At 39.2% G+C, this 16525-nt stretch carries 15 protein-coding genes; all 15 read left to right on the top strand.

What is annotated here, in order from left to right; all coding sequences use genetic code 11:
• Nucleotides 1–1308 (top strand): cytochrome c3 family protein (locus DBR11_RS13855; RefSeq protein WP_369974433.1); only part of this gene is annotated, 1308 nt, incomplete at its 5' end.
• Nucleotides 1309–1358: 50 nt separating this feature from the next.
• Nucleotides 1359–4382: a TAT-variant-translocated molybdopterin oxidoreductase gene (locus tag DBR11_RS13850; protein ID WP_108553263.1), complete on the top strand. Its 3024-nt coding sequence runs from the start codon at nt 1359–1361 to the stop codon at nt 4380–4382.
• A gap of 23 nt (nt 4383–4405) precedes the next feature.
• Nucleotides 4406–5878: an NrfD/PsrC family molybdoenzyme membrane anchor subunit gene (gene nrfD / locus DBR11_RS13845; RefSeq protein WP_108553262.1), complete on the top strand. Its 1473-nt coding sequence runs from the start codon at nt 4406–4408 to the stop codon at nt 5876–5878.
• 2 nt (nt 5879–5880) lie between these two features.
• A complete protein-coding gene (locus tag DBR11_RS13840; protein WP_108553261.1) occupies nt 5881–6417 on the top strand; it encodes a DUF3341 domain-containing protein in 537 nt (178 codons plus the stop codon).
• Nucleotides 6389–6994 carry a cytochrome c gene (locus tag DBR11_RS13835; RefSeq protein WP_108553260.1) on the top strand — a complete coding sequence of 202 codons (606 nt, stop codon included), beginning with the start codon at nt 6389–6391 and terminating at the stop codon, nt 6992–6994. The genes DBR11_RS13840 and DBR11_RS13835 overlap by 29 nt, the downstream gene beginning before the upstream one ends.
• Nucleotides 6995–7008: 14 nt before the next feature.
• Entirely contained in the window at nt 7009–8226 is a 1218-nt protein-coding gene (locus DBR11_RS13830) for a quinol:cytochrome C oxidoreductase (protein ID WP_108553259.1), read from the top strand.
• A gap of 99 nt (nt 8227–8325) precedes the next feature.
• Nucleotides 8326–9543, top strand: coding sequence for a cytochrome c oxidase subunit II (locus tag DBR11_RS13825; protein ID WP_233260751.1), 1218 nt, complete (start codon nt 8326–8328; stop codon nt 9541–9543).
• 20 nt (nt 9544–9563) lie between these two features.
• Nucleotides 9564–11450: a cbb3-type cytochrome c oxidase subunit I gene (locus DBR11_RS13820; RefSeq protein ID WP_199233838.1), complete on the top strand. Its 1887-nt coding sequence runs from the start codon at nt 9564–9566 to the stop codon at nt 11448–11450.
• Between the two features lie 82 nt (nt 11451–11532).
• Nucleotides 11533–12591, top strand: coding sequence for a heme A synthase (locus DBR11_RS13815; RefSeq protein ID WP_108553257.1), 1059 nt, complete (start codon nt 11533–11535; stop codon nt 12589–12591).
• Nucleotides 12592–12605: 14 nt separating this feature from the next.
• Nucleotides 12606–13484: a heme o synthase gene (cyoE, locus tag DBR11_RS13810; protein WP_108553256.1), complete on the top strand. Its 879-nt coding sequence runs from the start codon at nt 12606–12608 to the stop codon at nt 13482–13484.
• 8 nt (nt 13485–13492) lie between these two features.
• Complete coding sequence (locus DBR11_RS13805) at nt 13493–14071, top strand: cytochrome c oxidase subunit 3 (RefSeq protein WP_108553255.1); 579 nt, start codon at nt 13493–13495, stop codon at nt 14069–14071.
• Between the two features lie 30 nt (nt 14072–14101).
• Nucleotides 14102–14836: a cytochrome c oxidase subunit 3 gene (locus tag DBR11_RS13800; protein WP_108553254.1), complete on the top strand. Its 735-nt coding sequence runs from the start codon at nt 14102–14104 to the stop codon at nt 14834–14836.
• 19 nt (nt 14837–14855) lie between these two features.
• Entirely contained in the window at nt 14856–15215 is a 360-nt protein-coding gene (locus DBR11_RS13795; protein WP_108553253.1) for a cytochrome C oxidase subunit IV family protein, read from the top strand.
• Nucleotide 15216: 1 nt separating this feature from the next.
• Entirely contained in the window at nt 15217–15921 is a 705-nt protein-coding gene (locus DBR11_RS13790) for an SCO family protein (RefSeq protein WP_108553252.1), read from the top strand.
• Nucleotides 15922–15933: 12 nt separating this feature from the next.
• Nucleotides 15934–16467: a DUF420 domain-containing protein gene (locus DBR11_RS13785; protein WP_108553251.1), complete on the top strand. Its 534-nt coding sequence runs from the start codon at nt 15934–15936 to the stop codon at nt 16465–16467.
• Nucleotides 16468–16525: the final 58 nt, after the last annotated feature.

The following is a 16525-nucleotide window of genomic DNA, read 5'->3' as shown; positions in this document are numbered from 1 at the left end:
TATAAAATACTCATTATGAGGAATATCTCATTGATCATTAGAAGAGTTTGGAAGTCGGCATTCATGTTAACGGCTCTATCTGTTTTAATCGTTTCTGGTACACAGGCACAGGATGCAGCAGAAGGAAGGAAAATTTTTAAGGAAAAATGTACTTCTTGTCACGCTTTAGACCGTGATATGACCGGACCTGCTTTACAAACAATAGTGCCAACGAAAAGTGAGGCATTCTTGTTGAAGTGGATTAACAATGCACCTGCATTTATCGCTTCGGGAGACAAAGAAGCTGTTGAGGCTTCTAAATGGAATCCAAATGCAGAGATGACTGCATTTCCTTCGCTGACTCCGGAGCAAATTAAAAGTATCCTTGCTTATGTAAAAGCAGGTGAGCCTAAAAAAGAAGGTGATAAAGCCGGACCGGCTGTTCAGGAAGAAGTATCAAACTTCTCTCTTGCTGGTGTGGTTGCGATTATCCTGATCTCTATCGTTGTTCTTGTTGTATTGGGCCGCGCAATTAAAATGCTGGAGCGCCTGATTCTTAAGAAACAAGGTATTGAGGTGGTTGAGGAAGAAAAAGTTTCCCTGGCTACTGGTTTAGGTGTCTTATTTAAAAACAAGAAATTCGTTTTCTTCTTTATCCTGTGTCTGGTGATTACACTAGGTTCATTTGGATGGATGGGAATGTGGAATACAGGTGTTCATACAGGTTATCAGCCGGTTCAGCCAATTAAGTTCTCTCACGAACTGCATGCTGGAACGAATCAGATCGATTGCCAGTATTGTCACTCAGGTGCATTCAAATCTAAAAATGCATCTATACCTTCATTGAATGTTTGTATGAACTGTCACAAACAGGTTCAGGCAAGAGATAACCATGATGGTAACATTTCTCCTGAGATCCAGAAAATCTATAACGCTCTTGGATACGATGCGGACAAAATGACTTACGATAAAACCAAGGAAAAACCTATCGAGTGGGTTCGTGTACACAACCTTCCTGACTTTGCTTATTTCAATCACTCCCAACACGTTGTTGTTGCAGAGAAAGCAATCCGTAAAGCAAAAGGTTTAAAACCAAATGAGCCGGTTTGTTTCGCTTGTCACGGTCCTGTGAATACAATGGAAGAAATTTACCAGTATTCTCCTTTAACGATGAAATGGTGTATCAACTGTCATAAAGATACCAAATTGGATGTGAAGGATAATGCATTCTATACAAAGATCATCGAAGCGCATGAGAAGATCAAAAAAGGCGAAAAAATTACGCCTGCTGCCCTTGGTGGTTTAGAGTGTGGTAAATGTCACTATTAATAGAGAGTTTAGTTAAAAAAGAACGTTCGATAAACAGTAATAAAGCTTAAATGGAAAGCAATAAAAAATACTGGAAAGGCCTAGAAGAGTATAAAAACACTCCGGATTTTGTTGAAAACAACAAAAACGAATTTGCTGAGCCACTTCCAATAGAAGATGTTTTAAATGAAGCAGGATTAAGTACAGTAACTCCTCGCCGCGACTTTTTAAAGGCGTTAGGTTTTGGTTTAGGTGCTGTAACTCTTGCGGCTTGTCAGCCAACACCAGTTGTAAAATCAATTCCTTATTTAGTAAAACCAGAAGAGGTTGTTCCGGGTATACCTAACTATTATGTGTCCACTTATAATGGACAAAGTGTATTAGTAAAGACAAGAGAAGGAAGGCCAATTAAGATTGAACCAAATCCTAATGCCGGTGAATTCAATTGTGGTACTGACGCACAGGCTCAAGCTTCTGTTCTGGATCTTTATGATGTTTCAAAACTTAAAGCACCTGTTTTAAAGAACGATGAGACCACATGGGCTAAGGTAGATGAGTTTGTTAAGGGTGAACTGAATAAGGTTCAGGCTTCAGGAAAGAAGATCCGTATCGTTTCTTCATCTGTAAGCAGTCCTTCTACGAAAAATGTTGTAGCTGATTTTACTGCGGCTTATCCAAATACAAAACATGTTCAATATGATGCGGTTTCTTATACCGGTATCATTAAAGCGAACGAAAATAGCTTCGGTAAGGCTGTAATTCCTAAATATAATTTCGATAAAGCAGATCTGATCGTAAGTTTCGGAGCTGACTTTTTAGGTACCTGGATCAGTGGTGAAGAATTTACAGCCCAGTATATCTCTAACAGAAATTATAAAACCTTAGCAAAAGGAAAAATGTCACGTCACTTCCAGTTTGAGGCTGGGATGAGTTTAACTGGTACAAATGCTGATACGCGTTTGCCAATTAAGTTATCTGAAGAAGGACCTGCATTAATTACCTTATATAATACCATCACTGGAAATAATCTTCCTGGTGGATCTTTGCCAAACAACACAAGTGCAGATAAAGCATTGAAATTGGTAGGTAAAGAATTGTTAATGAACAAAGGAAAATCTCTTGTGGTTTCCGGATCGAATGATGTATCTACACAGATCCTTGTCAATGCGATCAATGCTGCTATTGGCAGTTATGGAACAACAATTGATCTTGATAATCCTTGTAAGCGTTATTCAGGAAATGATGCTGAATTTGCAGAACTGATCAATGAAATGAACAGGGGCGAAGTAGCTGCCGTTTTCTTCCTGAACAGCAACCCTGCTTATGATGCTATTAATTCTAAAGCGTTTACAGATGCTTTATCTAAAGTAGGATTAAAAGTTTCTTTCTCCGATAGAAAAGACGAGACTTCTACCTTGTGTGATGTTATTGCAACAAATCAGAACTATCTGGAATCATGGGGCGATGCAAATGCTTATGAAGGATATTATTCTGTAATACAGCCAACGATTAACCCGGTATTTAATTCCCGTCAGGCAGAGCAAAGTTTATTGGTTTGGTCTAATGGTCCTGTTCAGGAATATTATCAATATGTTCGTAACAACTGGGAGAAAAATATTTTGCCTGTTTTGGGCAAAACATGGAACGAGTTGTTGCAGACAGGTGCTTTCTCTGCTAATGCAAAATCTGCAGGTGCTTATAGCTTCAGTTTATCACTGGCTGCTGTTGCGCAATCTATCTCGAACAGTTCTAAAGCTTTAGCTAAAGATATTGAGTTGCAGGTTTATGAAAGTGTACCGATGCGTGATGGTAAACATGCAAATAATGCATTCCTTTTGGAATTACCTGATCCGGTTTCTAAAGTAACCTGGGACAACTATGTAGCTATCGCGCCTAAATTTGCTGAAAAATTAGGTTTCAAAGAATTTGACGTTGTATCTGTTAAAGGTGCAAATGGATATACAATTGAATTGCCTGTATTGATCCAGCCGGGACAAGCTGTAGGAACAGTTTCTATTGCTCTGGGTTACGGACGTACAAAAGTAGGTAAGGCGGGGGATAATGTGGGTAAGAATGCTTTCCCTTTTGTAAGCTTTACTAACGGAACCTTGCAATATGCAACTACGGTAAGCCTTTCTAAAACAGGTTCAACTTATGAACTTGCACAAACACAAACACACTATTCTTTTGAAGGAAGAAATATCATCCGCGAGGCAACTTTTAAAGAATATGTAAAAGATCCTGCTGCTGGTTCAGGTAACCATGGTGAAAAACATAAATCTTATGATTTATGGGATAAATATGAGAAACCAGGTAACAACTGGGTTATGGCAATCGATCTGAATGCTTGTACTGGTTGCGGTTCTTGTATCGTAGCTTGTAACGTAGAAAACAACATTCCTGTTGTTGGCCGTGACGAGGTTCGCAGAAGAAGAGAGATGCACTGGATCCGTATTGACCGTTATTATAGCTTCGAAGAAGAAGGTAAGAGCGTGACTGAGGAGAAAGAAATTGCTCATATGGAAAATATGGATAAGGTAACGGTTGTTCACCAGCCAATGCTTTGTCAGCACTGTGATCACGCACCTTGTGAAACAGTTTGTCCGGTACTGGCAACGGTACACTCGTCAGATGGCTTGAACCACATGGCTTATAACCGTTGTGTTGGAACACGTTACTGTGCAAACAACTGTCCTTACAAAGTACGTCGTTTCAACTGGTTTAACTACTGGAACGATTCGCGTTTTGACAATTACCTGAACAATGAGTTCACTCAGCTGGTACTTAACCCAGATGTAACTACACGTTCAAGAGGGGTAATGGAGAAATGCTCTATGTGTATTCAACGTATACAGGCAGGTAAACTGAAAGCTAAGATTGAAAAACGTCCGTTGAAAGATGGCGATATTAAAATGGCTTGTCAGGAAGCATGTTCAGCAAATGCAATCATCTTTGGTGATGGTAACGATCCGGAATCGGAAGTTTCTAAAGCATTGCGCAGTGAGCGTACTTACTACGTTCTGGAAGAACTTAACGTTCAACCAGGTGTTGGATATATGACAAAAATTAGAAATACAGATACAGTACAAGCGTAAGCTGATATTAAAGAAAATATAATATGTCAGGACATAACGAATCAATATTAAGAGAGCCATTAATCACCGGAAATAACATCACGTATGCAAAGATTACGGATGATATTTTAACACCGGTAGAGAATAAGCCGAATAAGGCATGGTGGATAGGCTTTATCGTTTCCGCACTGGGGGCTTTACTTTGGGTTGTAGCAGTAAGTTACACCTTCTGGAATGGTATCGGTGCATGGGGTTTAAATAAAACAGTAGGTTGGGCCTGGGACATTACCGGCTTCGTATGGTGGGTTGGTATTGGTCACGCCGGTACTTTGATCTCGGCTGTATTGCTGCTTTTCCGCCAGAACTGGAGGAATTCAATTAACCGTTCCGCAGAGGCGATGACAATTTTCGCCGTTATTTGTGCAGCGACTTATGTAGTGTCTCACATGGGTAGACCATGGTTGGCTTACTGGGTGCTTCCGTTGCCAAATCAGTTCGGATCTCTATGGGTAAACTTTAACTCCCCGCTGGTATGGGATATGTTTGCAATCTCCACTTATTTCTCTGTATCCTTATTATTCTGGTATACAGGTTTATTACCGGATATCGCTACAATCCGTGACCGTGCAGTTGGTGTAAAGCGTAAAGTATATACTGTTCTTTCTTTTGGCTGGACAGGTAATGTTAAAACATGGCAGCGTTTTGAGGCTGTGTCTTTAATCTTAGCCGGTATCTCTACACCACTTGTACTTTCTGTACACACGATTGTATCCATGGACTTTGCAACTTCAGTAATTCCAGGATGGCATACCACGATTTTCCCTCCTTACTTTGTTGCCGGGGCAATCTTCTCAGGTTTTGCGATGGTGTTAACACTTCTATTGGTGGCACGTAAAGTATTAGGGCTTGAGAATTACATCACCATGTTCCACATTGAATCGATGAACAAAATTATCATTCTTACAGGTTCTATCGTGGGTGTTGCTTATTTAACAGAGTTCTTTATCGCTTGGTACTCAGGTTCTGAGTATGAGCAATATGCATTTATCAACCGTTCTACTGGTCCTTACTGGTGGGCATACTGGATGATGATGACTTGCAACGTAATTTCTCCACAGCTGTTGTGGTTCAAAAAGATCCGTACCAGCATTCCTGCAACCTGGATTTTATCTATTGTAGTGAATATCGGTATGTGGTTTGAGCGTTTCGTAATTATCGTAACTTCATTACACCGCGATTATCTTCCTTCAAGCTGGGCAATGTTCTATCCAACCTGGGTTGATGTAAGTGTGTTTGTTGGATCTATCGGCTTGTTCTTTACCTTGTTCCTGTTGTTCTTAAGGGTATTACCTTCTATTGCAATTGCCGAGGTTAAGTTATTGCTGAAGAGCGCGAGTGAGCAGGCTAAATTGGAGTTGATCAAAGATGGTCACTTAGAAAAAGAACAAGTTAAGGAATATGTTGAGTCCTTAGAGAAGTTCGATAGTGTTAAACAAGAAGAATACGCAAAAATATAACGATGAGTAATATCAAATATATCTTAGGCAGTTTTGGCGATCCTGACGAAATGATGCACGGCATCGAAAAGTTGCAGGAGAATAATATTAAGATACATGATGTATATACCCCAATGCCGATCCACGGTATTGAGGCTAAATTAGGAGTTAAACGTTCCCGGTTGGATATCGCTGCATTTTGTTTTGGAATTACCGGAACAATGACCATGCTTAGCTTTGTTTACTATGCTGCTGCATGGGACTGGCCGGTTAATATAGGTGGAAAGCCTCACTTTGCTTTACCGGATTTTATTCCGATTACTTTTGAGTTGACCATTTTGTTCTGTGCTTTTGGTTTAGTGGGTTCTTATTATGCTTCTACGCATCTGTTCCCGGGAAGAGCACCAAGGGTAATGGATCTGAGAGCAACTGATGACCGGTTTATTATCGCTATAGATGCGAAGGAAAATGCTGAACACAGCAAAATTGATGGTTTATTAAAGGACGCAGGTGCTTTAGAAGTAAAATATAATGAAAGGAAGTATATTAGCTATGAATAAGACTAAAATAGTATGTGTGGCGTTTTTTGCATTCACTGTAGCTGTGTCTCTTTCATCATGCAGAAATAAACGCAGTACTGGCTTGGAATATGCAAGGAACATGTATGATCCTATTGCTTACAATCCGGATCAGCCGAATAAGAACTTTGCAAACGGTCAGACGGCGCAGACACCTCCGCCAAATACAGATCCCGTAGGATTTGTAAAATATGAATATGCAAATACCAAAGAAGGTTACGAGGCAGCAGGTAAAAACCTGGTGAACCCATTGCCTTTGACAGAAGCGAATTTGGTATCTGGTAAGCATTACTTTACTGTTTTCTGCTCACCTTGTCATGGTGATAAAGGGGATGGAAAAGGGCACCTGGTACAGATTGAGAAATTTACTGGTGTACCTGCTTATCATGGTGATGCCGCCTCTTCAAGAGGAGGTCTCATGAAAGATTTGTCTGCCGGTAAAATCTATCATACAATTATGTATGGTTTAAACAATATGGGCTCGCATGCTTCACAGCTGTCTCCTGAAGAGAGATGGAAAGTAGTGATGTATGTTCAACAATTACAAAAAATACAATAGAAAAGCAAGAATAAATGGGAACTCATAATTATAATTTAACTGAGCAGTTTGAGTTTACAGGAAAAGCAAAAACTTTGAGTGTAATCGCTATTGTTATTGGTATAGCGGCTATAGCTTTCGGTTTTTCCAATCATGAACTTCATGAAAGGACTTTTGCAAACCTGTTATTAATGGGATATTACTTTGCATGCGTATGTATGTCGGGTGCATTCTTTCTAGCAGTTCAATTTGTTGCACAGGCGGGATGGTCTGCTGCTATTTTACGTGTGCCGCAGGCGATGGCAAAAACTTTGCCTATTGCGGTTGTTATCTTAATCGCTATTGTTGGATTAGGTTTATACACACACAATTTATATCACCACTGGAATGCTCCGGGATTAACTGATAAAGGTGCTGCCAATTATGATAAAATCATTGATGGTAAATCTCCTTTCTTAAACGTACCTTTCTTTATGGCGCGTCAGGTGATTTTCCTTGGGGTATATAGCTTTTTTGCTGTATTGCTTTCTAAGTTATCAGCTAACGAAGATTTAGAAGGTGGTTTGAATTCTTATAGAAAGAGCTTTAAGTATTCTTGTATCTTCCTGGTAATCTACGGATTTACAACGCCTATTTTTGCATTTGATACGATCATGTCTCTGGAAGCACACTGGTTCTCTACTATGTTTGGCTGGTATAATTTTGCCGCAATGTGGGTGAGTAGCTTAGCGACTATGGCGATCATTATTATCCTGTTAAAGAAAGCAGGTTATATGTCATTTGTGAACAATAGTCACTTACACAATTTAGGTCAGTTTATTTTTGGTTTCTCTATCTTCTGGACTTATGTATGGTTTGCTCAGTTCTTGCTGATCTACTATGCTAACATGCCCGAGGAAACGGTTTACTTCTATAAACGATTTGAGTTTTATAAAATCTGGTTCTATTTGAACCTTGCGCTGAACTTTTTATCTCCGGTGTTATTGTTAATGGACCGTGATAACAAGAGAAATGAAAATACATTACTGATCGTTTCTATCCTGGTATTGTTAGGACACTGGGTAGATTATTACCAGATGATCATGCCAGGAGCTGTTGAAGAAGGCCAGAATGGATTTGGATTTATTGAAATCGGAACTGCAATTGGTTTTGTAGGATTGTTTACCTTTACGGTATTAACAGCCCTGAGCAAAAAACCTTTGGTAGCGAAGAACCATCCATTTTTACAGGAAAGTTTAAATCACCATTTGTAATTGGTGGTTATATAGAGTATATAGATTAATAGTATAATGGAAGTACAGCGTACTACTTTTAAGAAAATGAGTTTAAGAAAATTTATAAGTAATAAGACAATGGCGGTTTTAGCAGTTCTTTTAACTGCATTTGCAAACACCAGCGCATTTGCACAGGAAGCTGCTGCCGGTGCTGCCGCTACGGCTGCAGCCAAACCCGTTGATATGGAACCGATCTATAAGTCGGCAATATTTTATGCGCTGCTCTTTTTGCTGCTGTGCTTATTTATAGCCATAGTAGGAAAAGCTTTAAGGGTCTATGAACTGACCCGGGAAGCTCAGGATAAGCCAATGGGGATTAACTGGAATGCGATTAACGGTAGCTTGTTTGCCTTATTCTTAATTGTAGGCTTGTACGGCGTGTATTGGGAATATACAGTTCATGGTAACATGATACTGCCTGAAGCGGCTTCCGAACATGGTAAGAAGATAGATAATATGTTTAATATTACATTAATCATTACGACTATCGTATTTGTTCTGACGCACATTTTTCTCTTTACTTTCTCTTATTTCTACAAACACTCAGGAAAAAGAAAAGCTTACTATTATCCTCACAACAATACTCTTGAAAAAATCTGGACATTTATTCCTGCCCTGGTTTTAACTGTCTTGGTGCTAATGGGTTTCCTTACCTGGAGATCTATCTTCTATAAGGTTGAAGATCCTAATAACAAGCCAATTAATATTGAAATTACTTCTCAGCAATTTGCATGGACTATTCGTTATGCAGGTAAAGATGGTGTTGTAGGGCGTAAGAACTTTAAATTGATTACAGGTTTGAATGGACTTGGAGTTGATTTTAAGGATAAAAATGCAATGGATGATTTGCTGGCTGATGAGATGGTTATTCCGGTAAATAAACCAGTAAAATTAATTCTGACAAGTAAAGACGTTCTGCACAGTTTCTACATGCCTAATTTTAGGGTACAATTGAATACTGTTCCAGGTATGGCATCTTTCTTCGAATTTACGCCGACCATTACAACCGCAGAGATGCAGGTTAAAACAGGTGACCCAAGTTTTAAATATTTGTTTTACTGCTCGAAAATTTGTGGATCTGGTCACTATAATATGCAGAAGACAGTTAGAGTTGTTTCTCAGGAAGAGTATAATGCCTGGATTGCAAAACAACCAACTTACTTAACTAACGATTTGAGGAAGCAGTTTGGTTTACCTTTGGTAGCTGACCCTGCTGCACCAGCAGCTACAGCTGCTGAACCTGCTGCAAAAGATACGGCTGCAGTGAAAACAAATCAATTGGCTTTAAAAAAATAAAAATACTGGAATAGAGCATTATGTCAACGATAACATTACACGATACACATAACCACGATGATCATGCACATGGTCATCACAAGGAAACATTCTTAACGAAGTATGTTTTTAGCCAGGATCACAAAATGATAGCTAAACAGTTCCTGATAACTGGTATTATCATGGCTGTGATTGCAATGGGCTTGTCTATATTATTCCGTCTTCAACTGGCCTGGCCAGATAAGAGTTTCCCTATTCTGGAAACGTTTTTAGGAAGATGGGCTGAAGGAGGTCGTATCAGGCCAGATTTTTATCTTGCCCTGGTAACCATACATGGTACCATCATGGTATTCTTTGTATTAACTGCGGGATTGAGTGGTACCTTTAGTAACTTATTGATCCCATTGCAGATCGGAGCAAGGGATATGGCTTCACCATTCCTCAACATGCTTTCTTACTGGTTCTTCTTTACTGCCTGTGTGATCATGATGAGTTCTTTCTTCATCCAAACTGGTCCTGCCAGTGCGGGTTGGACGGTATATCCGCCATTATCTGCCTTGCCGAAAGCTATTGATGGTTCCGGTTTAGGTATGACCCTTTGGTTGGTGAGTATGATTTGCTTTGTGGCTTCTTCACTAATGGGTGGTATCAATTATGTGTCTACCGTATTGAACATGCGTACTAAAGGTATGGATCTTTGGAAAATGCCTTTGACCATCTGGGCGTTCTTCCTGACTGCTATTTTAGGTATCTTATCTTTCCCTGTACTTGTTGCGGGCGTAGTACTTTTAATTTTTGACAGAAGCTTTGGAACAAGTTTCTACCTTTCTGATATTGTTATTGGTACACAGGTTCTTCCGAATGAGGGTGGTTCGCCAATTTTATGGCAACACTTATTCTGGTTCCTTGGTCACCCGGAGGTATATATCGTAATTATGCCAGCTTTGGGTATTTCGTCTGAGGTGATCTCTATCAACGCAAGAAAACCAATTTTCGGTTATCATGCAATGATTTACTCTTTGATCGGTATTACAGTATTGTCTTTTATCGTTTGGGGTCACCACATGTTTGTAACAGGTATGAATCCTTTATTAGGTGGTGTGTTTATGATCACAACGCTGATCATTGCAGTACCATCTGCAGTAAAGACATTTAACTACCTGGCTACTTTGTGGAGAGGTAATATCCGTTTTACGCCAGCGATGCTTTTTGCTATTGGTTTGGTGTCTTTCTTTATCTCAGGTGGTTTAACAGGTATTTTCTTAGGAAATGCTTCCCTGGATATTAATTTGCATGATACTTATTTTGTTGTAGCTCACTTCCACCTTGTAATGGGATCGGCTGCTATATTTGGTATGCTTGCTGGTGTTTATCACTGGTATCCGAAAATGTTTGGAAGAATGATGAATGCTAAATTGGGCTATCTTCATTTTTGGGTAACTTTTATTTGCGCTTACCTGGTGTTCTTTCCATTACACTTCTTAGGTTTAGATGGCGTGCCCCGTCGTTACTATGCATTTACTGAGTTTGAGTTTATGCAGAAATGGGTAACTGTGAACATTTTTGTAACCTGGTCTGCTATCATTGCAGCGCTTGCACAAGTTGCGTTCCTGTTTAACTTCTTCTATTCTATTTTTAAAGGTAAAAAGGCACCTCAAAATCCTTGGGAAGCCAATACTTTAGAGTGGACTACTCCAGTAGAGCATTTACATGGCAACTGGCCAGGTGAAATTCCAACTGTATACCGTTGGCCATATGATTACAGTAAACCAGGTGCTGATGCGGATTTTATTCCTCAGACAGTTCCTTTCTCTCAAACCATGAGCTCAAATATGCCGCATGATTTTGAAGGAAATACAGAAGCTGAACGTATCCAGAATGACTGGAACTTGAAACAACAATCATTAGAGAAATCTAAACAAGACTAATACTAGTTTTGAATATACTATTGGGTATCTGCAGTGAGTAAATACTTACAACAGATACCCTTTTTTTTAAATACAAAATTCCATGGTTTCTACATCTGAACGGAGATTCATAAAGCTTAATTTTGCGACCATCATAGTAACCCTATTGGTGGTTTTGGCTGGCGGAATCGTAAGGAGTACCGGATCTGGAATGGGCTGCCCTGACTGGCCTAAGTGCTTTGATCAGTATATCCCACCAACCTCTGTAAAGCAATTACCTTCGGATTATAAAGAAAGATACGTTGCACAAAGGGTTAAAAAAAATGAACGCTTTGCTAAAACGCTTGATAAACTGGGAAAGAAGGAATTGGCCGATGCGATCAGACATGATCAGTCTATACTGCAGCCTGAGGATTTTAACGTAGCAAATACCTGGACGGAATATCTAAACCGTTTGACTGGTGCTGTTACAGGTTTCTTCCTGATTGGTGTAGCTATTTGTTCTTTTACCTATAAAAGGACGGCTAGACGGCTCATCTGGTTGAGTATCTTAAACTTGTTTGTCGTGGTTTTCCAGGCTTGGCTCGGTTCTATTGTGGTTTCTACCAATTTGCTTCAATGGGTCGTGACCGTTCATATGTTGTTGGCATTGGTTATTTTGGCCATACTGGTTTATACCTACAATTATGCGAAGCAACTTCACAAAGAAGAGGTAGTGATCATTTCAAAGGTGGTCTGGTTAAAATTGATCATCCTTGCAGCTTTACTAGTGAGTGTTATACAAATTGTTTTAGGTACGGAAGTACGGGAAGCAGTAGATATGATCTCCAAAAATCTATTGAATAATGACAGGGGGAGCTGGGTAAGTAAAACGGGGTCAATTTTTGTATATCACAGGGACATGGCGATTCTGGTTGCTATTTTAAATGTGTTTATTTATAAGATTGTGATGGAAAAATTTGGCGGTAAAGCGACCGAACTTCAAGTTGGTAACTCAATTGTAATTGTTTTAATTATACAGGTGTTAAGTGGTGTATTATTATCTAACTTTGCACTGCCACCATATGCCCAGGCGATACATATTTTGTTTTCTACAGTCTTATTTACATTGCAATTTTATCTGTATTTGCTGGTATACAGGACAAGTACGTATAATCAATAATTAAAATATATAATTTGAAACAGTTTTTATCAGATTTTTCAAAACTCATTAAATTCAGGCTCACGTTTCTGGTGGTTTTTTCTGCGTCGGTCACGTTTTTGATTGGTTGCCAGATGCCTATAGAAGGGGTTGTCCCTGGTATCAACTGGACGAACTGGTTAATTCTTATTGCTGGTGGTTTTTTGGTTACTTCTGCTGCAAATTGTTTTAACGAAGTGATAGAAGTGGATCTGGACAAGTTGATGACCAGAACTAAAGACCGGCCTATGCCTGCGGGCCATATGACTACCGGACAGGGTTTAGTCTCTGGCCTGGTTATGGGACTTCTTGGGACATGGTTGCTGGGGAGATTAAATATTGAAACCGGACTGCTGTCTGTATTTTCAATCTTTTTGTATGCTTTTGCCTATACACCAATGAAAAGGAAATCGCCTATAGCTGTATTTGTTGGTGCTATTCCAGGTGCGTTACCTCCGCTGATCGGCTATGTGGCAGCACATGGGAAGATTGATAAGATTGCTGTAGTGCTTTTTTTAATTCAATTTGTTTGGCAATTCCCTCACTTTTGGTCCATTGCCTGGGTTCTTGACGATGATTACAAGAAAGCCGGTTTCAGACTGTTGCCAACTACAAAAAGGGATAAAGCCAGTGCGGGAATCACTTTCTTGAGCACTTTGATTTTAATACCTGTAAGTCTGTTGCCAACATTCTATGGATTTGGCGGTTACTATATAGCAGGAGTGTCTTTAATAGCGGGATTGGTTTTTGCCTGGCTTGCTTTAAAATTATTCCTGAAACTTGATCTTGCGAGCGCGCGTAAAGTGATGTTCTGCTCGTTTTTTTATCTGCCGGTTGTACAACTGGTGTTATTATTTGATTTTTTAACTAAATAATTTTTTAAATGGTTCATACATTGAAAGAAGAGGATGTAAAGCTGGACTCAAGGCCGAAAAAATTTATTGTTTGGTTATTTGTGGTTTCCTCAACAATTATGTTTGGAGGATGGACAAGCTATTACATAGTTTTTGCGGCTTCTAAAGGCAAAGGTCATGGACTTGTGCTGCCAGATGTTTTTATGTACAGTACCGGAGTGCTGGTGGCGAGTAGCATTTGCTTGTTTCTTGCTTCAAGAGCGCTTAGAAATCAGGAACTCAGCAAACAGAAGGTATTTCTGTGGCTCACCATGCTGCTGGGGCTCACCTTTGGTTATTTGCAGTTGGATGCCTGGTCCAGCTTATACCACAGCGGTGCCGTTTTGGTGAACAATAATGCGGCTATCTCTATCATTTACATTGTTTCGGGTTTTCACTTACTGCATATTTTTTGTGGCTTGTGTTTGATTGCTGCAACCTTGTTTGGGGCTTACCGAAATATTTCGCTTGGAAGATTGCAGTTCCGGATGGAGATTTCTTCAATATTTTGGCATTTTATAGATATATTATGGATATATCTGTATGTTTTTTTACTTTTGAACAGTTAGACTTTTTAACAAACTATTACAATTTTTAAAATGGATTCATTATCACAATTAGATCAGGTAAAAACTACTGCGTGGAGCGGCGGCCGTTCACCGTGGTCCGTAGAGTATGGAAAAATAATGATGTGGTTTTTCTTGCTTTCTGATGCATTTACATTCTCCTCATTATTGGTGTACTATGGTGCGCAGCGTTTTACTAAATTCACCTGGCCTGATCCTGATTTGGTATTTCAATCGATACCTGGTATTAAGGACAGCGGGGCACCGCTGGTATTCGTAGGTTTAATGACCTTTATTTTGATCATGAGCTCGGTTACTATGGTATTGGCTGTTGAAGCCGGTCACAGAAGGTCTAAAAAAGAAGTTGTTGGCTGGATGATCGCTACGATCATTGGTGGATTTATGTTCTTAGGCTGTCAGGCTTTGGAATGGACACACCTGCACCATGAAGGTTTCTGGTGGGGACACATTCCTGCAATTGAAGAATTAAAACACTTCTTTGATCCATCTGTTGCATCAGTTGCTGCAAATGAAGCTGCAATGAAAGTTTCTGGTCAGCAGTTTGCTAATTTGTTCTTTACCATTACAGGGTTCCACGGATTCCACGTATTCTCTGGTGTATTGATCAATTGCATCATTTTGGGTATGACCATCAATGGTACTTTTGAGAGACGAGGACATTATTTGATGATTGAGAAGGTTGGTTTATACTGGCACTTTGTAGATTTAGTTTGGGTATTCGTATTTACCTTCTTTTATTTAGTTTAATCTTTTTATACCATATTTTATGTCAGAACATAATATACATACAACAGAAGAGCATGGACATGAAGAACATGCGGCTCTAGATAAGAAAAAAATATGGCAGGTATTTGGAATCCTGCTGGTTATTACGGTTATTGAATTTATCATTGCACTCGTAATTATTCCAGGTGGTCACATGTCTCAGCATGTAGGTAACTTTGTATACATTGCTTTAACCTTATTAAAAGCATTTTATATTGTTGCTTATTTCATGCACCTGAAGTATGAAAAACTTGGACTACAGCTGTCTTTAACAGTTACTTTTATATTTATCCTTTACTTCATCACTTTAATGCTGATTGAAGGCGGTTATCTGCACTTGCATATGTCTGCTGCTGCTTAACATGAAGGGTACTCCTATAAAAAAAATATTAATCCTGGTCACCATTTTAGCGGTACCAGGATTTTTATATTATTTACTTACTGAAAAAGGTAAGAACCGGTATAAGCCACTTCCCGTTTTCGGACCAAAGACCGTTGCGTCTACTTTTCATTCTGTAAGAGGTAAAAAAATTCCGGATACTGTATACCATCAGGTAAGCGATTTTAAACTGCTTAATCAAGCAGGAGATACCCTGAACTGGAAAAGCTATGAGAATAAGATCATCATTCTCAATTTGTTTTACACTTCTGATAACCCGGGTACAAAACTGACGAATAAACTGATTACAGACTTTGAAAAGACCTATGGTAAAAATACTGTACTTCGTTTTGTAAGTGTAAGCGTTGATCCAAAAGGGGATACAGCACCAGTTTTGTCCAAATATGCAGAAGCGATTCATGCAAAACCAGAAAAATGGGACTTGCTAACTGGTGACAGTACCCAGGTTTATAATCTGATTAATAAACAGTTGTTCATTGACGCTTTTCAGAAGAAAGAAAACGGGAAAAATATTTTTGTATATAACAACTTGTTTGTCCTTCTGGATCCTCAACATCGCATTCGCGGTTATTATGAAGCAGCCAACCAGGAGGCCTTGTCTAAACTGGATGATGAAATCAAAGTTCTTATTGTTGAGGAACTCAGGAACAATACGGACGGGAGATAATTAAAGAATACTATGTCAAGCAATAGCTCAATTGAAAAGAAATATAGCAGGTGGATTGTCCTCTTGTCTGTTGTGATACCAGTCGCGGTGGCTGTTCTGTTTTTTGTTAAAATTCCAAACGCAACGCCTCTTCCTGTTTTACCTCCAATTTACGCGACTATTAACGGTATTACAGCTGTTTTATTAGTTGTAGCCGTTTGGGCAGTAAAGAATGGCAAAATTCAACTTCATCAAAATCTGATGAAGACGGCAATTGGCTGCTCCTTGTTATTTTTGGTGATGTATATTGCTTATCATATGACTACGCCTTCTACTAAATTTGGTGGAGAAGGAAGTATCAAATATGTTTATTATTTTATTCTGCTTACCCATATTTTGCTTTCCATTGCGATAATTCCCTTAGTCCTGATCACTTATGTGAGAGCTTTGGCAGAGCGTTTTGATAAACACAAGAAGATTGCGAAAATTACCTTCCCTCTTTGGTTGTATGTAGCGGTGACTGGAGTTGTTGTCTATCTGATGATCTCTCCTTATTACAATTTTTAATAATACGCTCTCCGCTTTTTTCGTAAAAACAATAGAGAAATATGCTCTATTGTAATAT

The sequence above is a fragment of the Pedobacter sp. HMWF019 genome (assembly GCF_003061025.1).
Taxonomy (GTDB): Bacteria; Bacteroidota; Bacteroidia; order Sphingobacteriales; family Sphingobacteriaceae; genus Pedobacter.
This window is presented reverse-complemented; position numbering and strand designations above follow the sequence as displayed.